We start from the raw sequence: 20,909 nt of genomic DNA on the forward strand, positions 1-20,909 counted from the left end.
ATATATTAATTAGCTTAATCACAGTTTGTATGAAACAAAATTCTTATTACGTCAAAATATTAATATTTTTGAGTTAGCTGAGTTTTACATTCTTATCTGAAGTAATTTTGGTGTGGAATAGAATATATTTGTTATTTATGGATACTAGTTAAGGCTGATTATATAAGTTGAATAATATTTTCATTTAATCGTATCATTAGCTTTATAATTTAACAATTTATAGATAGCACTCAACTAATCTGTAGCATTATCTATATCTTGTAATCGATTTTAATATATTCTATCATTTCCCATGAAGGCTTAATAATTACTAATTAATAACTATTCTTGCAAAAATTCAGAACTAATTATATCTAATAATTTTTTAGGGGCTTGTTAGAAGCTAATACATATAGTAATTATAAGTGATTACGACGCTGAAAGATTAGTTACTATTAATTATTTTTCAGTATCAATTACGATAGTAATTGATACTCCATAATTTTAACTTAAATTATTCTTTATATTAATATATAAACTGTCTTATTTACGAGGAATAATTTATTAATAAATTCAATGTAAAAGTATTTAGCTACTGATTAATTATTTTGTAAACAACCATATTTTCTTGTTAAATATATTCAGTACTAATATTAGATCGAAGATTTTTTGCTCCATACTTTTTGTAAGTTTTTCAACAGTTTAAGAGATTAGTAAATTGTGAAATTAAAGCATAAAATATATATACATATTCTATATAAAATAGACATATATATTTGGGTATATATTAATGTATCACTACCTCAAACGATTCAATACGAGAACTTTGCAACGGGTCCCCTAATTGGTCAATATTGAAGTCATCGAAAGGAGTAAGCCTTAGTAAGTTACATTTATTGATAAAGTTGTCTGCAGTCAATTTATTGATGGCATTAGGGAAAAAATTAATAATATAATATGTAACCTCAAAAAAATCCAGATCCCCATAGTAACGTACTACATAGCTATCTGCTTTACAACTATATACCTGCTTTAAAATCTAATTCTCTTTTGGTTTGATAACCTAAGTTGGTGCAACAAAAATCTATGATTAGGAACAATTGTTTTTACTTTACTATGATATATGCACAGATTGATAATACTTGGGGGCATCTTCAAATTCACAATAAATTATTCCTAATTCTGTTTATTAAACTACTTCTAGCTATTGAATATTTCACACTAATATAATTGGCTTAGTAAATAAATAAAGTGTGATATTTGAGAAAGGAGTTAAATGCATGGAAGTTCATCTGACAAGATATAGACCACATGTATTTCTGTTCCGGATTTACCACTATTTTCCTTATTATTCTGTTCAATTTACTTATATTTAACTGGGGGCTACTATTTATTTTTTTACTAGAAAGGTATCTTTACCAATCGAGAAAATTGGTCTTTTAATTATTTAGTATGAGTAGCAAGCAAGAACATAGTTGACTCTAATTCAACTGTATTATCTATCTTATGACTAGCAATTAAGGGTAATTTTAAATTTATTTTTCATATACATCAATTTTAAGAAGGTATCTAAAAATGGGTTTATTCCCAGTAAAATTTTGACAAATTTGCTTATCCAAATTTGGATATTTAGTTTTTGATAAGCAGTTATTTACATCAATATATCCCTTTTCTTTATGATAATCATCATCAAAAATAATACTATCTCCTGGTCTTATAGATACTCGTGTTCATATTATCTAATGATTTTTAGATATTAGTGATTTTACCTCATTCAGCCCTAAGTTCTCTCCAGAGGGAGCATTAACTAACCATTGATTATTAATTGCCTTAATTTAACCAGTATAAATATCTCGTAAAAATAATATTTCTAACTAGTATCTTTATTTTGAATAATTAGCCAATTTAGCTTGATAATAAAAAGGTAAATTATCTTTATATTCACTTCTTGACTATAATTTCTTCACATTATTTTTTCTCTGTACCTTCCTTCTATCAAATTATCTACAGTTTGATGATAAATATGGTTAATATTGGCAGTATACTCAGAATACTTTAAGCATCCTTCAATCTTTAAAAAGTAATTCCTGCCTGTAATAAATTCAGTAGTATTTCCAATACTGACTAATTTTGGGGACCAAGTATATACTTTTTTTCCGATAAATTAACTGTTATATGGTATCCGACAAACTTGGGTACACTCCCCTGATTTGCAGAACTTCCTCCTAATACTTCACTAGCCAAATCTTTGCCTGAAGAATTTGCACATAAATCTTCATAAATGATAACTTCTAATAGTAAAAAATATTCTTGGAAAGCCATTAGAATTTGGATTCTACTAATGTTATTTACAGAGCACTTTTAGCTAGCAATAATGGCTAAATCATACCCTAAAAATTCCGAAATTTAACGCCTGCATCACTTATAGTTATCATTTGGTTATAAACATGAATATAAAAATCTAGGAGAATGCAACTAAGTTAATCTAAAAATACAAATGTCTTGGATAATAACCCCATCTAAACCAACAGAAATAATGGAATTGATATATTGCTTTGCTTCCCTTAACTCCTAGGTAAATACTGAAATGTTAAGTGTTTGGAACCCTTTAAATCTTTGTGGTGCAGCAAGTCTGCTAATTTTGACAAATTGGCAACTGTGAAATTTTCTGCCCGTATCCTCATATTAAATTGCATCAGTACCACTTCTCACTATTGCCTTGGCACACTACTAATTAACTGCAGGGGTGAGGAGTTTCATCTTCGCAGCAGTCATTGAAGGGATGTTAAAATACAAGCAATCGCTATTCATCAATGTTTGGGAAATTAACAAATAGAACTATTGTATCGAAAACAGGAGATTTATGTAGTATATACTTATAGAAAATATTTTGCTTATCTAGTATCTAACGTAGTTATCATCTATGAAATTCATATTTGGATTTAGGATAGAATAATCATCAGATAATTACGAAGAATTTTTAATTAACCTAAACTATGGCTTCTTCCAACAGCAAATCATATGAAAATATTACTGTATACAGCGAATTTGGCAGTCATAAACAGACTAGGCAGGAAAAAGCAAACCCTGATTTATCACCGGAGAAACAACATTTGCAAATACAAGGCACCCGTACTGGACGTAAAGGGAAAACAGTAACTATAGTTACAGGCTTTCAGACTAACCCAGATAATTTACAAGCTTTATTAAAACAGCTGAAAACACAATGTGGTACGGGAGGAACAGTCAAAGATAATACCATTGAAATTCAGGGGGAACAAAAACAAAAAATCCTAACCATTTTAGAAAAAAAAGGTTACAAAGTTAAAATTACTAGTAGTTAAAGGATCTTAGGAACTTAGATAGCCCTAATCATCGTTAGATCATAAATGAGAAGAAGATGAACTATAACTAAGATTTTTAGTCATAATTTAGATGTTAGGATATTAGGAATAAGAGTATTACTTCTAAAATAACGAGTAAAAGCAAAAAAATAACTACTTTTGCAACCCAGGAATAGTAGAATATTTAAACAGTTGGTAATGAGAACTAGGTCAAATTATCTTTGATAAAGAAGAAACTATAAAGTATAGAAAAGTTATATATACTTTGTCTATATAACTGTAGGGATGAACATGCAAAATCAAGTTAAGAAGGCATTTTACACGGAAGAATTTCATCAAAAATACTATTTTTATATAAACTTTTAATCACCAGATTATTTATGTAATTAACTTCTTTAAGAATACTACCAATGTGATATTTAACTATGATATTTAAACTAATAATTTGCTTGTTTAGATTCAGAGTTTAATTATTAACTTTTATTATTTATACTATAGGTAGTAGTTATGTCATTAAAAATGACTGTTATTCTTAAGGAATAGGGAACACTTAATATTTATTTTAATATACCTAAAAATATGTAACGAATAATGGATTTAGTTAGGATTACATGTGTCATAATTCTACCACCTCTAGGGGTTTTTCTGTAGGTGGGATTTGAGAAAGACTTTTGGATTAATTTACTATTAACCATTTTTGTATTTTATATCCTAGAGGTTGTTCATGCCGTTTGAGTGATTGCGAAGAAATAATTGTCGATTTTGTATTAAATAGATATTATTTTTGATTAATTCAAGTCAGCAGATTATAAGTATAGTTTTTTTTAGTGATAAACTATGCTTTTTGATGAGTTCTTGTGATTTAAAGTGTTTTTATCTACTTTATCTAGTTATTTTAAAGAAAATAAGTTTAAGTTTTAAGTATAGCAAATCTAATAAAAGTTTATGATGATATTTTTTTATTAATATTGAATATATAGGAATATTTGTAATTAATAATATTACTAAATAAGATTAAACTTTCTTATAGTTGAAAAGTGGTATGAACATTTTTAATACCTAATATAAAGGCTAAAGATAGCAATTTGACATAAAATTATAAGATTCGAAACTAATAGTTAAGTAAACAAATATAGTTCTTAGAATTGATCCTATAACATTAGGCTACTATAGCCTAATGTTATAGGATCAAATTAAGGTGCTTTTACACTTTAATTTGATCAATAAAAAATCATAAACTTCTTAATGTATTTTGGTATTATCGTACTGCTCATTTATTAATCAAAATGTAGACTTATCATTGTCATAAGAATTGCAAATAATTTTGACCTAACCCTATCAGATTAAAATTAATAATTCAATAAATTTTGGAAACTCCCTACTTGAATCCTTAAATCCAGACTGGAATTATTGCTCAATAGTTTTGACTATCTTGTTTTTTATAATTAATCTACATTAAAAACTAAGATTTTTTCTCAAAAATACTCTACTTATCAAGTATATAATCAGGAATATATCAGCACTCCCCTATTGTAAATAGTATAGATAGTAATTTTTATTTTTTTATCATTATGGGAATTAGGGTCAAAGATAATAATATTATATGGTTATCAGATTATTATTTAGTTAGCGAAGGCTTTATATAAGCCAGTCGCTACCATTTGAAGAAATACCTTAATTGAGATATGTTTCAATAAACATAAGTAAATATAAAGGAAAATAACCATGTTATTTGTAAGAGAAGAAACATGTTAAGCTCCAGGTATATTGGTGGATGAGATAGTCTTAAAACTCAGTATAATTATGATACTTGTCCTTAGGCACTATTTTTTTTGATTGAATCCATTGAATTATCTGAAGTCCAGTAAGGGTATTATTTAATCTATCTAACTCCCTAATCCCAGTAGGACTAGTAACGTTAACTTCTGTCAAATACCCACCAATTACATCAATTCCTACGAATATTAAACCATCTTGTACTAGAGTGGGAGCTAAATCTGCACAAATTTCTAATTCCCTGGGTGTAATTTCTGTTTTTGCCACAGTCCCACCAGTAGCCATATTATTACGAAACTCCCCAGGACCGGAAAGACGATTAACAGCACCCAGGGGTTTGCCATCTAATAAGAGAATTCGCTTATCTCCTTTATTTGCTTCCGGGATAAATGTTTGGATCATCACTGGCATTTTTCCCTGATTGGTGCTGAGTTCTACCATAGAATTGAAATTGCGATCACCATCTGATAAAATCAGAATTCCTTCTCCTGCCTTATTTCCTAATGGCTTTAGAACTGCACTGCCTTTGTTTTCGATAAACTGACGAATAGTGCCCTTGTCAGCAGTAACAATTGTTTCCGGAATAGCTGAGGTAAATTGTAAGGCATACATTTTCTCATTAGCAGCACGAATGCCTTTAGGACTATTAATCACCAAAGTCTGGGTTTGATCAATATAATCCAGGATATAAGTAGCATAAAGATAGGATACTGTAACAGGAGGATCTATCCTCATGAATACGGCATCCATAGCTTCCAAAGTACAAAAATTATGACTACCACTCAATTTATACCAATTGTGGGCAGTCATCCAACCCTGAGTACTCTGCTTGATAGGGGTCATTTCCACTAATTCTAATAATCCCCAGGCTTTACCCTGTAATACACTTAAATGATTTACCTGAGTTATCCAAACTTCATGTCCTAAAATATATGCTGCTTCCATTAATGCAACACTGGTATCATGATAAGGATTGAGATGTTGTATAGGGTCAATAATAAAAGCCAGTTTCACTCTGCTACCTCTCAATTCCTGGAATTTACATTATTCACTTTATAGTAGTGGATAGGAAAGAGGGAAGAAATGGGATTTTTTGGAAAAATAAGAGGTAGTAAAAACTTAGCAATTAGATTATGAGGACAATCTTAAACATTTGAGTAAGAATTTAACCAAGAATAACTAATGTTAACGAAATACCTCATTTCTCACTTGGATTTTTTTATTTTGAGGTAATCTCGAGAAAAAAGTCAATCTTGTTTGCATAATCCCGTAGGAACATTACTATAAAATTTATTTTCCTTCAAATACTATCTAACCTTTGATTTTGTATTTATTATTTAATATTTAATTTACTCGAGCCTGATAACATAACCCATTTTAGAATACTCATCTTTTTTGTCTTAATACTACTCACTTGGCACATTTATTGTTTGTTATAAACTTTAAAGGTAGTCTAATTACTAAAACTAAATAGATGGGTAAAATATAAATTTGATATATAATTTATTTATGAGCTTAATCTTGCATATTTTTATTGAAAAATATAAATGCCAAGGTCTAATTCAAAACTTCCGTTGTATTTAGAAAATATTTACTTTCTCTTGTATCAAGATACACAAAAATCACTTCATATATCAGAGTTTGGATAGAAACAGAATGTCAATAGAGTGTTATACGAGAAAACCATAAATATTCAATAATACTTTGAAAGTACAGCTATATTTATCTGAGATGTAAATGTGGCTGGAATAATACCAAATAATTTATCAAATTTTTCACTTTAGAGTAAATATCATTTGATTTAATACTCGTAGCATATTTTTTGTATGTAATTATTAGTAATTATATAAATATCTATTTCTCAGTATACTCTTCCATCCTGAATTTTTATAAAAAAATAAGCACTTTATATCAAGACCCGAAATCTCTAACATATGTTAGAGATTTCGGGTCATAAAAACATGGTAGTTTAGCTATATATGAAGTATTTATCATAGATAAATAAAAACTTCTTCTATTTCTATATAACTAGAATATTGGCATGTTAAATAATATGTTAGCTTTAAGCATATACGGTATTTTCCTCTTATCACTCAAGAGTATATTATTAATCTTTAACTTGTTTCTGCTAGTTTAATAGTATAAATTAACTAATGCATACAGCCCTAATCATAGAAATAATTACTAAGTAATTGCTAGCTGAATTTAATAACTATTTAAGCAGCTTTATATTTATACAAACAGATTTAATTTTTAAATGGAGATATTAATATGTCTATTTTTTATATTCAGAAAACTTATATTCTGTAAATTCTCATATTTTGATATCTTTATAATCTACAATTGAGGATTATAGATGAAAATATTAATAATATCTAACATAAAATTTGGGGAAGTGTTGAATATTACTTATGGGTTAATTCAAAACTAACCATAATCTTCAATTTACCACTTCCCCATTAAAATTTAAGCAAGACGCTTAGCTTCAAGAGTTTTAGGCAGTTGTAAAGGATCTGGTAAATTAGTGAATACTAATTGCCAACCGTTTGCCAGGGTAAAAACTTTACCATCATCTGTATCTGTTTGCTTGATAACTTCTTCTTCCAAGTCTTTTTTTGGAACATAAGCTGTTAGGCGACCAGCAGCATTTTTACTAAGCATTACTTTCATGAATTTTCCTCTTATTAATCTATATAGTCCAGAGATTCCAGCTCATATTTTCTACAACCAATAACGAAGCCAGTTTCGATAAAATGCACCGCATAAATATATGCTTTTTGCAAATATGTACCAATGCTGACTATATAACCAACATCACCAATATTCGCCAGTACTTTGCCAATATCTACGCCTGGAAAAGTACCATCATTTTTTATCAATTTACGCACTTTGACCTTTTCACCAATTTCAAAGTGTGGTGGTTGGTCCAGCTCTAATTCATCCAATTGCATGGGAACACCTCTGCTCTATAACCAAATTTAAAAGTTCCTGGGTTGTGAGGCTGCGTTTTTTCTCTATTGATTTATTACGTACAGCATCTAATACAGATTTGATTTCTTTTGAATTCAGTACAATTCCATGTTTTTGCAGTAAGTTGGACAACAAATGACGACCAGAATGTTTCCCTATTACTAAACGTCTTTCCCAACCTACTTCTTCTGGAGGAAAGGGTTCATAAGTTTTAGGGTTTTGAAGAATTCCATGAGCATGGATGCCAGATTCATGGGTAAAGGTATTATCTCCCACAATTGCTTTCCAAGGTGGAACATTGCATCCGGAGGCTGCTGCTACTAGCCGAGATAACTCCAACAACCGTGGCGTATAAATGTTTATACTATCATTATGGATATGCTTAAGTGCCATAATAACCTCTTCCAGAGCTGCGTTTCCAGCCCGTTCACCCAAGCCATTAACTGTCGTATTTACAGACATTGCACCTGCTCGAATTCCTGCTAAAGCATTAGCTGTTGCAAGACCAAAGTCATTATGTGTATGAATTTCTACAGGTATAGACAAATTCATTACCAGCTGTTTTACTCTGGCATAAGTATCAAAGGGATCGAGAATGCCAACAGTATCACAAAAGCGGAATCGAGAAACACCCCATTCCTGAGAATACATGGCAACATCCTGAAGAAAGTTACTATCAGCCCTGGAAGAATCTTCTCCTCCTACTGCAACCCATAGACCTTTATCTAGAGCAAAGTTCACACTATCTTTGAGCTGTTGCAGGGTGACTCGCCATTGACCTTGAAATTTGGCGGCAATCTGGATTCCTGATACAGGAATTGAAATATGTACTCGCCTGAGTCCACAAGCTGCGGAAGCCTTAATATCAGAGATGACAGCCCGGTTCCAACCAAGCAATTTTGCCTCAAGACCTAAGTCTACGATAGCAGTAATAGCTCGTGTTTCTTCCATACCCATAGCTGGAATCCCTACTTCCAACTCTTGCACACCAATGGAATTTAAAAATTTGGCGATTGCAACTTTTTCCTGTAAGTTAAATGCTACCCCTGCTGCTTGTTCGCCATCCCTCAGAGTGGTGTCATTAATTAGGACTGAATACATATTAAAAATCCCTCGCATGGCATTGGTTAATGGGTCATGGCATCATTCAAGATGAAAAGAAATGCTTATTTTTAGAAGTAAATCTTCATGTTCTGATAGAAAAAAGGTTACAAGTCTAGCCATAAATAATAGTCGCAAGTTTTTGAGGAGTAAGAACTTCCTCCAAATTTAAAAACCTTTTTCTTCCCTATAGTAAACTTGTATCAGAAAACCCTTTGGTAGTTACTCTACTTCGGGAGTTCCTAATAATATGCTGCCTCACCAGCATTCTGCTCTCTTTCTATGCTTGGACTAGGAATTACCAATTTCCTAGAATCTATCCGGATGACAACCCACAACAAATAGCACCCATCAAGAATTATTGTTACCAGTTTGTGATTTAATATCCATAAAAAAGAAATAACTTGTACAAGTATTTATAACTCCTAAGAAGATTAAAAGACTAAGTCCTGCAAAAAATGTAGAAATCATGAGAGCTTCCTTTTTTGTTAGTTATTATGTTCACCAGCAACATCCAGATTCATTTTCAATATTCTCAATCTGAAATCAACTAATTTTTGCTTTCTAACCAATCAAAAATTCTTTCTAGTTGTTCTAAAGAAACTAAACCATATTGCCATAGGAGCATTGGTAAAGGACCATTACTCACTTCCCTTTTCTTTATGGCTACAGCTATATGCTCATGAGGTAGCTCTAGCTCGTGGTGTAAAAAATAGATAAACTCAGGGTCATTATGGTAGTCTACCATTATCGTTGGTTTAACTTCTGTAGCAATGAATAACTAATTTGGCAGTTTTGCTTGCATTAGCGGTAAGCTAAATAAAACCACTAATCCTTATTAATATCTCCTTCATTTATGTCAAATACCTTAAGGTAATCTTAATAAAATTCAGATTGCAATTTAATCTTTTAACCTGAGAAAACACTCAAATTTACAACTTAATTATGATGAATGTTATCTACAGATGTTAAAAGCTAATTTACCTACTTTTTATATAAAGTTAATTAACAATATATTGATTTCATTCATAATTCACACCATCCGACTGCATTAGAAAAATGGGGTGTGTTTTTAGTTTAGTTAAAACTTAAGTAATAATTATTATGGTTGCCAGCATTGATCTAACCATTCAACAAGTGCTTGACGAGTAGCGGTAATATGCATTACCGCACTACATACTAGAATTGCATCAACATCATTCCTGATGTCTACTTTCAAAGAACCATCAGGGGGTGACCAACACTGAATCTGCAACTCTTGGAGGCGATAATAAACCTGCCAGCGGTCATTAATAGGAATATCGACTACTTGCACCCCTGGAATTTCTAAATCATGGAATTTTAACATAGTGAATATATCCTTTCCCTGAATACATAAGAAATAAATTTGTTAGTCATTGCTACTATGGTTAAAGCTATGTAGTTACTTCTTTCTCCAAGTAATCAATATGAACAATTAAAAACAAATCATCATTAACTTTCAAATTAAGAAATATGCCATCTTCTAGAGAAGATAAATACTATTATTGAGTATAGGAAATAGGTACGACCAAGAATACCCAACATACTAGTATTAACAGATATATTTTCTAGCACTACGTAACACTTACCAATATGATGTGATTATTTATTTCTAAATCACCTGAAACGTTAGCTCTTTCTCCTATAACCACATTAATATGCAAGTTATGATAATACTTACTACTTTACGTCCTTTTACCTTCCAAAGTTACTCCTTGATAAATTAGAGGATAATTATCGCCTATGGCTTTTTCACAAATTTGTCAATTTTTTCTCTGTAACTGATCTAGATAGGGAATTAATTGCGGAGAAATACTACTTGATGATAAGCACAAACAGTTGGCCATATAATGCAAACAAGGCATATGGAAACAAGATTAATAAAATAACACCTTTAACCTCTATCTAAATAATCGCATGTTGTAGGAGCGTACCCAAAGATAACTTTAAAATTACTCTTGATTGATATAAAAATGTACTCGAAATGGAAGATTGTCTGGTAACTATTTTTGAATTTTCATTATGTTCAGAGATCTGTTGCATTGCTGATATCTGGTAAAAAGAGCCATATGTATCTTTCTGCTTATATCAGGCTACTCTTCCACAGATGATAATAGTGAGGGCTATTATTTTTATTGAGTTTGTTCAACTTGTACTCATCAGCAAAAAATCCTACACTTGAAGGATTTAAAATTTTACTGGGAGTCAAGGTACTGGTATTGTCACCTTAGAGTGCTATTATTTTTGGTATGAAGGACTTAACATTGATGTACTCACCACTGAAGCTACCACCAATGGGTTTTCAATCGATTTGAGGTAACTTTATTTTGAATAACTTAATATGTACTCATCCTAGTGTGAGCGTTAAGTTTTTTTATCTAACAGTTACTATTTTGGTATACCTAAATACTATCGCCATTTTATTCCTTTGTCGGCAAAAAATAACTGCTGATATTTTATCTTCTAGTAGCTGTCTGTACAGATATATACAAATCATCAAAGATAAGAAATTTAAGGGACTCACTAGAAATTATGTTGTGATTTTTTGACATCTCTAATTATGAACAAATATCCACTAACCATTAATGGATTCATCATAATCATACTGATGGTCGATACTATAAATACAGAGGTAAGAGCCCTAATATAGAGTTTAATATCTAAATTTCTCAACATATAAAAAAGCAAAAGTCGGGTTAGTATAGTGATACATGAACATGTACTTGAAGATATTAGCAGTATGGTAAAGCAGGGTAATTTGAGTTTTAAATTACTTAAAATTCCACAAACCAGAAGATATAGCCGTAAGTATTCCTGATAGTTATAAATTAAAAATAAATTTCGAGTTTGTTTGGAATCTGAAAAAAATCTCTGTAATATAATCTGATCCCCAGTAGAAACTTAATGTTATAATTCGGACTTGAATAAATTTTTATTATTATGAAAAATATTTCTGCAGAGATAAAATATTGTAATTCCGTATTCAAAAATACTTGGTTTAGTTGAGTAGATATATTTTTATATATTCACACCACATATATAACTAATCCGGAAAGGGGAAACTCGTCAATAGGCTAATTTTAACTGATTATAGCAAGTGACACAATTGGCACAAAACAGAATATTTTGATTCTCATAAGTTGTAGTAGTACTTATAAGAAGTCCTACAGCAAAAGTATGAATATCAGGTTTTCAGGACTATTTTTATGTATAAGTGATTAGGAAAATTTCATTCTACTTCTGGTCATAGAAATTGTGTGACCAGAAGTAGAATGAAATAGTATGTAAATACTTAGTAGCCATAAGTAAACAAGTAATTGGAGAAGTAACTACTAGTATTAATAGTCTAAAATGATATATTCAACTTGCCCAGCCCAGTGAAAAGCAAGTAGTTAAAAGTGAACAAGAATAGTTATGGAGATATCATACCAACCTAAAACTTATAAAGAGTTTTAAGTTATGAGAGTAGACTCTCGGCAATTTTAATAAACCAGTTAAAACCCAATAAAAGGTTACATATTTTAATAAATAAAGGAATCATTTTGGAGTTTTCTTATTAATATATAGTAGCTTTCAAAAAGACACCTATTTAACTTCCTCACTACTTGTAACTAGACTAACGTATTTCGAATTGTAGTGGATGAATACGATATAATTGCATTCAAAAGAACTGTAAGTTTTTCTATTTTTATAAATATTGAGAATTATGCTTGATCAATTCTTCTATACTTTTTAATTCTTATCCTAATTAATGCTATTTTCTTACCGAAAGCACATTCTATAATTTATTAGAATGTGCCTATCATTCCATTGATAGAATTGAGCAAATTCTGCATCATAGACAGGTGAAAATTGAAAATGCTATTAGTCATAAGTTTAAGCTTCTTATAATGGTTTATATATACCTAAAAGGGGTTCATAGGAAAACCCATTACTTATAATTATAATTAGAATACTCCCAATAAATCCTTACAAGCAGAAAAGATTTGGATTTTATTTGCAAGGTAAGGAATAATGAATTACTAGCAATAGTAGCAGAAAATTACTAGAGAATAAAGCGTATCATGGCAGACTAAACATACAGACAATACAAACTTGCTAACAGATACAATAACTACCTTAAAATAAGTATAAATATTTCTCTGATAATTTCAGGGATATTTTCCCAGCAACTTATAGTTAAGAGAATTGAAACGCTGATGATCTCCGAATTATCAGCTAAATATCCCATATGTAGATAAGCTATATTTTAAGTCTTTGATAGGAAATAAAGTCTTACTCGTATACCCCGAGAGCCGGGGAGTTAACTAGACTAGCAGACAGATAATCATCAAAAGTCTCGTAATGTAACATATAATCACCAATAGGGGTAATATTGTATTTACAGGCAAAAGTGATAAATCCTGAAATAAATTCTCTAGATGTAGTGGCTGCAAGCAGTGAATTTACCACGATAATTAAATACAGTAAGATTGTTTATCCTGCAATTATATAAGGACTTCCTGCCTATTAAGTTAACCAGTTTTGTCAAGTTTGGAGCTGGTACTATAAAACTAATTTAATGTCTGCCATAATAAGACTGTAAAATTAGACAAGGTAAGAGACGATAATAAGATCCCCAGGATTGAAACGATTGCCAAATAACCCAATCCTTACCTTTGAAGAAGTAGGAGTAACGCCTAACACCTAAGTTCCAAAATTCAAACATTCCTATTATTAGGGCGATGCTGGGTTTCAATCTACTTGTATAATACTGGATATTCCATTAAATCATAGAAAACTATTATTTTGAGAGTTTGTAAAGCTGCAGTGGCAGCTTTACAAACTCTGATGTTCTTGCACTATAGAAGCTTTCCATACACAAATCAACGAAATTTTGCTATTTCTCCTGTATTTTTAAATTTAATTTCATTTAAAATAAATAAACACATTATTAATAGTGATGTATTATACTCTCAGTTGTCTCGAACAAATTTATACTCATTCTGTAACCTCTTCTTTTATTTCCCTAGTAGAAGCACAATGCATGGAGTCCTTTATTTCTACTACTGCAGTAGTAGAAACCATAGCTGCTATTAACTCTTCCAAGGCCACAGGGAAGGGTAATCTGTGGATGTCAGAATTTGGAGCTAAAGCAATTTTTGCCGCTTTTTGTAATTCTTCCGGAGTGATTTTTCCCAACCCCAAATCATCTAACTTTGTTGGTAGTTTTATCTCTGCGTAAAATTTCAGTAATTGTTGTCTAGCAGCAGTGGCAAGTTTATTGCCCATTACTATCTCTTCTAGGCGCAATTGAGCCAAAATACCATAAGCCACTTTTTCACCATGAATACTACCGTGACTGCAAATATGGGTTAGTCCATTATGTATTGCATGTGCAGCAACAGTACGGCATTGTACTCCCCCTAGACCACCAATTACCCCAGCTAGTAGTACTGTTGCATTGACTACTTCCTCCCAAGTTTTACTTCCTGGGTTTTGTATTGCGGTAACTGACTTCTGGAATAAGATATCCCTCAAGACCCTTGCCTGTTCGACTGCTGCAACAATCATAGTGTTTTCTGAAGTACCACTACTTACAGATGCTTCATACCATTTGGCAATAGCATCTCCAATTCCTGCAACTAAGGTATATTGAGGTGCAGTTTGCACTAGTTCATAATCAAGAATTAGCAATTCAGGACACTTGAATAGACCTACATCATATAAAAAGGCTCCCTTCTCAGAATATACATTTGAGAGTGCTGTCCAAGCTGCACAGGTGGACGCAGATGTTGGAATAGTCACCACTGGTAACTTTAATTGGTGTGCCAATAACTTCGCTGTGTCTAATGCTTTTCCACCTCCCATACCAATAATGACATTGGCTTCATTAGCATTAGCTCTTTTATGAAGATATTGCAAACTGGATTCCTTACATTCTCCACCATAAGAGGCGAAAATAATCTTTAAATCTTGTTGTTTGAGAATTGGTTGAAGGTAACTTTCACCAGTACTAATAGTATTTTCTCCAGCAACGATGAAGAGACTATTACCTAAATTAGTAACCAATCTTGCTGCAGACTTTAATGCACCAAAACCACATAAGACTCGTGCAGGGGCAATTGCCAACGATAGTAGGGGAATTGGTGTTTTTATAGATAATTCTTTAGTGACTTGGTTAGGCATATAAGTGATTTGTTAAAATTATCATTTGGAGACATGACTTGGAAGGTTTCCAAATCATAATGGATTTGACGAAGACAAAAAACTATTTAAGACATAACCATTCCAGAAATGCTTTTGCAGAATCACCTTGAGAAATAAGTTTTGACTAGGTTTAAATTATTCATGTAAAACTTAATAAATTAAAGTACATAATTTCTAGTAAATGGTCAACCCATTTTTTTGAGCGAATTAGAATAATTTGGATTCTCGTCTAGAAAAACTAGTAGTTTGAATTACTAACTGCACTTTGAGGCTCAAAATAAGTAACTTTCAACCATTTCTTAATTCCATAACCCAATCAGCTCAAAACCAACTACTTATTTGGAAAGATAATCAAAAAATTTTACTGTCCAACTTTTGCTGTCCATTGATAAATTCGATCTGTTAATTACTTATCAAGTATACTCATGCAAGACACGATTTTAGAATCGACTTTAGAAAATTACTCAATTCTAATTAATTACTTGTATTTACCAATGATTGTCGACTATTCATTACTAATAATCTTACCAAAAGACGAATCTCTGACTACTATCTGTAAGGAAATTTGGCCAATATAACATACACTTTCTCTATAAGATATTTTTAATATATACGATACTTTCTGAGCTTTTTGGCCTTGAGTATTCTACAAATATATTACATTATTACGTAAATTCTGAGATTCTGTTAGCGAATACTTCTCATTTACTTTAAATACCTCAGTTAGGGGACAAGATACAAGCTGACAATCACAAGTATAACTGGTATTTGGGAATAGGCTTAACCTAACTTTGCATAACTTTCCAAAATTCTTCTAAGCTGAGCATAAAATATCTAATTGACCATAAACTTAGTTGGCCGTAAAAATTACTTAAGACTATAAATAAGATTTCAATTCTTTCTTATTCAGTCATAATTATGGATAGCCAGGTGATTATTAGTTCACAGTATACTCAACTTTTGGCATTATAATTAATTTAGCCATAAATTTCCTATTTCTTTGATTTTCTAGCATTTCTAACTATTAATTTAAGTTTAAATTATTATAGTAATCACTAAGTATGGATTTCATATGAAAAGAGAAAGCCTTGGTATTATTAAGCATAAAAATATTTGAAAGGAGATACAGTAGTAAGTATTAAGTCATTAGGGTAGAGTATTCATTTGATGTATATATTTGGCAAATGAACAGAGTAGTAATCATTGTAGAGTACGACTTCCTATTATGCAATTGTAGGTGTTATAAGTCTATGGATATATGATAGCTTTTCTTAGACTATAGCTTCTTTAAAGACAGGATATAGAGTATAGAAAGTAGTTGGAGTAAAGATAATTTTCTTGTCCTAATATTATTTAATTAATTCTTTACCTATGCTCTTTATTAAAATTCAACATAAATTGAGAAAAAAATGTAATCATTTACTACTCTCCAAGATAGTAAAATAGTTGTGTCTTTCACCACAATATTCTATTCATTAAACCATGCCTAGTCCAACTGATTTTTTGCAATATGCTCAATGGTCAGGAATTATTACCATTTTATTTGCTATCTTGACCTTGTTAACTTTTATTCTCAAGTTGGATATTCGTTTTCGATTAGTGGGAACAACAGGGTTCATATTAGTGTTAACGGCTGGTTTGTTTTCCTTGTCCTTAACACCTTTAACTCATACTGTGATTCCTGGTGCAGTCAAGTATTCCTTGATATATGATAATGGGAGCACACAAACAGTAATAGGTGTTCCTGACCAAATTACCCCTTCTGAATTGGATGCAACTTTACGTCAGGCAGCTATTAATCTATACTCTGCAGGCCGTTCCAGTTTGATTAGGGAACCAAAATTAACTATCCGTGCCCGTACTATTCTTCATCCAAGCCCAGGACTTTCCATTCCTTTATACTTGGGGCAAATAAAACGGTCACTTACTAGTAGAGATGAGAATAATACAAGTATTGAAATATATAAAGATAAATTTGATAAACTCCCAAAAACTAAAATCATCTAGTTGAAATTAACATATTAAGTAATTCAATAACTTAATATGCTAATTTTAAAAGTCATAGCATGGTCATTTATATTTAATTTTTGTATTTGATCAAATAGTTTTCCTAGCCTGTCTTCTTTGAAAGTTTTCTGGGATTATATCTTAGTGCTGGTTATTCTCAGGTTAAACATGTGGTCAAAATTTTATGCTGGGACAATATAGGTTAAGTCAAGTACTCGAAGATTTACTTAGATATGGAAAGAGCCAAGAAGAAGTACAAATTTCATATGGAGATAGATATAAACCTAAAAGACTTAACATATTGAAATTAGAATTCAGGTTAGAAGGATATAAAACACTACTAGATTTGGAAATCTATTCGTTTTCCAATAAGTATAGAAGTAATAAATTTTTTGAAACTAACTTAGGTAATCATATCTCTACAAACCTTATTCAGTTCTGATAATCAGTATGATTTATCAGGGTATGTATTGCATGCTACTATGATACAGTAACATGCAATACATTTTAGGTAATTAATAGCATAAGCATGCTCCATAGATTAAGTAAGTCTGGAGTAAAAGTTTTAATACTGTCCAAGTATAAATGTTTAGTGAAAAAAATAACAAACCACTGCAGACTATAGCAAATCATGACTTTAATAATTGCAAAATTGTAACAATCAGAGAATTAATAATCTGTAAAAGTTGACATCTTGCAAATCTCTTTGTATTTTGCCATAAGTTGCATAATATTAAAGACATTAGTATGATTATTGACTTTTTTATCTAAAGGAAGTTTCTAATTCTCTAGAAGTAAATAAATTTATGGTGATTAGCGTTGACTATCCCTATCTACAAAAAAATGTAATTTTTCCCTTCAATAAGCTATTTCTAATATACCTTATAAATATAACTTAAATGTATGAATCAGTCTGACTAATTTCTTACTATTTTTTTAACTATTAAGTAACTACACCTTGGCCTTAACTTCTTTAGTACTTTGTGCTATGAGTCTTATTTATTATCAAACCTTGTGTTTTTATAAAATTGTATTATCAATTTATAATTATTGTATTCTAAGGTGTATTTAGCTTATAAAATAATGTTGAATGAGAACTCTAAAAATTAGTTTAGCAATAAATTTTTATGTATTATTTGACTATGTAGCTCAAGATCTAATTTATAGTAATTTCTCAAACATTCATTGTTTTTTAGATATTGTGAGTATAAAAGTTAAATAGGATTTTGTACAGGCTCTATAAATTTTCAATAATCATAATAAAATTTATTTTCGAATACTTTGGCTAAAGAACTTCCCTGATGTCACTATTCATTGGAAATTAATACCTTTTTATATTGTTTCTTACGATATATTTATCTACAAGTCTTGCTTTATAAAACGGAAAATATAAACTTCCCTAGTCTAATAACTACAAGAGTTATTATTAATACATAATTTTCAAATTTAATCTACTAGGAAATAGCAGTTGCTTTCAATAATTTGAGGGGTATAGTTCATAGATTCATTTAATATTCGAAGTAACTATTAAAAATAGTTGCTCATCTATAAATATAGTTAGCCATAACTCGGTCCTTACTTTTTCCTTTACAAGATGGTATTTATTGTTCACTATTTAGATAGTAAAAGATATTTTTTCATTAGATATATCTTAGGGTTTGACTAGGCAAAATTAAAACTTAGTAATTAAAAATTATAATTCATGAAAAATAGAAAAAAACTAATTGATCAAGTTGTGGTTACAGCTAACCAGATGCGTGAAATTGAAAATCGAATCTTAGCTGGAGGGATGCCTATAGCCGCTTTAATGGAAAAAGTATCAGGATTGATTGCTCGTTGGATTATTCAATATATCTCTAACTTTAAACAAATTGGCATTCTTGTAGGTCCTGGTCATAATGGGGGAGATGCACTAGTCGTTGCACGTGAGTTATATTTCCGTGGCTATGAGGTCAAAGTTTATTCTCCTTTTAATAAGTATAAAGATTTAACTGCTCAGCATTTTCAATATGTCAAGAGTTTGGGTATAAGTTGCTACTCTGATATTCAAGAGTTCTCAGGTTGTGATATATTCCTAGACGGAATATTCGGATTTGGGTTGAAAACAGATATTCAAAATCCAATCGCCAGTGTGATCTCTACTATTAATCAATGGTTTATCCCTGTCATTAGTATTGATATTCCTTCTGGTTTGCATACTGATACAGGAGAAGTACTGGGAACTGCTATTCGTGCCAGATACACTTTATGTTTAGGTTTATGGAAATTAGGTTTATTGCAAGAGCAAGCTTTAGATTATGTGGGGAGAACCGAGTTAATTGACTTTGATATTCCTGAGGTCGATATTCAAGCAGTTTTAGGAAAAATGCCAGAGATTCAACGTATTACTTTTCCTAAGGCCCTATCTATATTAGGTAGTTCAGGTGGTATTCCATCAAAATGTCCTAGTTTTTCTCTTTTTTCCCGTTCACTTATTACTCATAAATACAAGGAAGGTTCTTTATTATTAATTTGCGGTTCTCAACGCTATGCTGGAGCAGCAATTTTAACAGCTTTGGGAGCGAGGGCGAGTGGAGTTGGAATGTTATCAATTGCTGTACCGGAATCTCTTAAGTTTCTATTAATATCACACCTGCCAGAGGCTATAGTGATTGGTTGTCCAGAAACCAATACAGGAGTAATAACTAAATTAGTCCTGCCAAATAATATGGATATTAATAAATTTGATGCGATTGCTTGTGGCCCTGGATTAACTACTGAAGTTAACTCTGTTATTTACCAAGTATTAGAAAGTAAAATACCATTACTAATGGATGCTGATGCTTTGAATATCCTAGCAAAGATTTTAGGTTTATCGCTACTCATAAACAGGCAAGCCCCGAGTATTCTCACTCCCCATCTTGGTGAATTTCGGCGTTTATTTATCAATATTTCTGAAGACCGAATTGCATCTGTTCAAACGGCAGCCAAAGAAACCGGAGCAATAATTTTACTCAAAGGAGCAAGAACGGTTATCAGCAATTCTAAAGGCAAAACATGGGTAAATCCCGAAAGTACTTCTGCATTGGCAAGAGGTGGCAGTGGGGATATATTAACTGGATTGTTGGGTGGCTTAATTACAAAGGTGGCCTATTACAATATCTCCTTGGAAGATATGGTTACTACTGCTGTCTGGTGGCACTCCCAAGCAGCGATATTAGCAGCAAATGAACGTACAGAGTTGGGAGTAGATGGTATTACTTTAGCAAATTATTTAACGCAGGTAATATGCAAATAATACGATGTAGTTGTACTATCTCCCAAAAACTCAGGATTGAATTTTAAATTTCTTAACCTATATATTTTGTTATATTTGTTTGTTGAAATTATTTTGTATCACCACTATATAAAAGCCTAAAAGCCAATTATGCTGCGCTGTTATAATTTCTACTCATGATTTTTATTATTTTACTCCTCACAAATTTTAATGTCTTCAAACTTTTTATAGCTGAGGAGAAAACATTATGTTACCTGAACTTAAAA

15 protein-coding genes are annotated in these 20,909 nt (G+C 31.0%); 4 read left to right on the forward strand and 11 right to left on the reverse strand.

What is annotated here, in order from left to right:
* Positions 1–1,942: 1,942 nt before the first annotated feature.
* Both RINTHH_RS11740 and RINTHH_RS07135 read right to left on the reverse strand, forming a co-directional pair.
* Positions 1,943–2,140: a U32 family peptidase gene (locus RINTHH_RS11740; protein WP_155943942.1), complete on the reverse strand. Its 198-nt coding sequence runs from the start codon at positions 2,138–2,140 to the stop codon at positions 1,943–1,945.
* Positions 2,104–2,301: a hypothetical protein gene (locus RINTHH_RS07135; protein WP_008234762.1), complete on the reverse strand. Its 198-nt coding sequence runs from the start codon at positions 2,299–2,301 to the stop codon at positions 2,104–2,106. Before RINTHH_RS07135 ends, RINTHH_RS11740 begins: the two co-directional genes overlap by 37 nt.
* Positions 2,302–2,975: 674 nt before the next feature.
* Between RINTHH_RS07135 and RINTHH_RS07140 the strand changes: the two genes are divergently transcribed.
* Entirely contained in the window at positions 2,976–3,323 is a 348-nt protein-coding gene (locus RINTHH_RS07140) for a translation initiation factor (RefSeq protein ID WP_008234764.1), read from the forward strand.
* Positions 3,324–3,974: 651 nt separating this feature from the next.
* On the forward strand, positions 3,975–4,058 hold the full coding sequence (locus tag RINTHH_RS11745; protein WP_231291171.1) for a YqaE/Pmp3 family membrane protein: 84 nt from the start codon (positions 3,975–3,977) through the stop codon (positions 4,056–4,058).
* A gap of 1,050 nt (positions 4,059–5,108) precedes the next feature.
* On the opposite strand, the gene gshB is transcribed toward RINTHH_RS11745, so the two are convergent.
* The 9 genes from gshB to RINTHH_RS07175 form a co-directional block, all read right to left on the reverse strand.
* Positions 5,109–6,113, reverse strand: a complete 1,005-nt coding sequence (gene gshB, locus RINTHH_RS07145; protein WP_044304843.1) for a glutathione synthase — start codon at positions 6,111–6,113, stop codon at positions 5,109–5,111.
* 1,452 nt (positions 6,114–7,565) lie between these two features.
* Positions 7,566–7,769 carry a putative nitrogen fixation protein NifT gene (nifT, locus tag RINTHH_RS07150; protein WP_008234767.1) on the reverse strand — a complete coding sequence of 68 codons (204 nt, stop codon included), beginning with the start codon at positions 7,767–7,769 and terminating at the stop codon, positions 7,566–7,568.
* A gap of 14 nt (positions 7,770–7,783) precedes the next feature.
* Positions 7,784–8,050 carry a nitrogen fixation protein NifZ gene (locus RINTHH_RS07155; RefSeq protein WP_008228850.1) on the reverse strand — a complete coding sequence of 89 codons (267 nt, stop codon included), beginning with the start codon at positions 8,048–8,050 and terminating at the stop codon, positions 7,784–7,786.
* A complete protein-coding gene (nifV, locus tag RINTHH_RS07160; protein WP_008234768.1) occupies positions 8,037–9,170 on the reverse strand; it encodes a homocitrate synthase in 1,134 nt (377 codons plus the stop codon). Before nifV ends, RINTHH_RS07155 begins: the two co-directional genes overlap by 14 nt.
* A gap of 550 nt (positions 9,171–9,720) precedes the next feature.
* Positions 9,721–9,918 (reverse strand): DUF2949 domain-containing protein, encoded by a 198-nt coding sequence (locus tag RINTHH_RS07165; RefSeq protein ID WP_008228846.1) that lies wholly within the window; start codon positions 9,916–9,918, stop codon positions 9,721–9,723.
* Between the two features lie 354 nt (positions 9,919–10,272).
* A complete protein-coding gene (locus RINTHH_RS07170; RefSeq protein ID WP_008227531.1) occupies positions 10,273–10,518 on the reverse strand; it encodes an Asr1405/Asl0597 family protein in 246 nt (81 codons plus the stop codon).
* Between the two features lie 2,948 nt (positions 10,519–13,466).
* On the reverse strand, positions 13,467–13,643 hold the full coding sequence (locus tag RINTHH_RS10820; protein ID WP_155943941.1) for a hypothetical protein: 177 nt from the start codon (positions 13,641–13,643) through the stop codon (positions 13,467–13,469).
* A 106-nt stretch (positions 13,644–13,749) separates the two neighbouring features.
* Positions 13,750–13,899 carry a hypothetical protein gene (locus RINTHH_RS11050; RefSeq protein ID WP_196794896.1) on the reverse strand — a complete coding sequence of 50 codons (150 nt, stop codon included), beginning with the start codon at positions 13,897–13,899 and terminating at the stop codon, positions 13,750–13,752.
* Positions 13,900–14,171: 272 nt separating this feature from the next.
* Entirely contained in the window at positions 14,172–15,359 is a 1,188-nt protein-coding gene (locus RINTHH_RS07175; RefSeq protein WP_044304844.1) for an iron-containing alcohol dehydrogenase family protein, read from the reverse strand.
* Positions 15,360–16,862: 1,503 nt separating this feature from the next.
* Between RINTHH_RS07175 and RINTHH_RS07180 the strand changes: the two genes are divergently transcribed.
* Together RINTHH_RS07180 and RINTHH_RS07190 are read left to right on the forward strand one after the other, a co-directional pair.
* The gene (locus RINTHH_RS07180) at positions 16,863–17,387 is read left to right on the forward strand and encodes a Ycf51 family protein (RefSeq protein WP_008234783.1); all 525 of its coding nucleotides are present in this window, start codon (positions 16,863–16,865) and stop codon (positions 17,385–17,387) included.
* A 1,702-nt stretch (positions 17,388–19,089) separates the two neighbouring features.
* Complete coding sequence (locus tag RINTHH_RS07190; protein ID WP_008234787.1) at positions 19,090–20,664, forward strand: bifunctional ADP-dependent NAD(P)H-hydrate dehydratase/NAD(P)H-hydrate epimerase; 1,575 nt, start codon at positions 19,090–19,092, stop codon at positions 20,662–20,664.
* Positions 20,665–20,909 lie beyond the last annotated feature (245 nt).

It is taken from the genome of Richelia intracellularis HH01 (genome assembly GCF_000350105.1).
Lineage (GTDB): Bacteria > Cyanobacteriota > Cyanobacteriia > Cyanobacteriales > Nostocaceae > Richelia > Richelia intracellularis.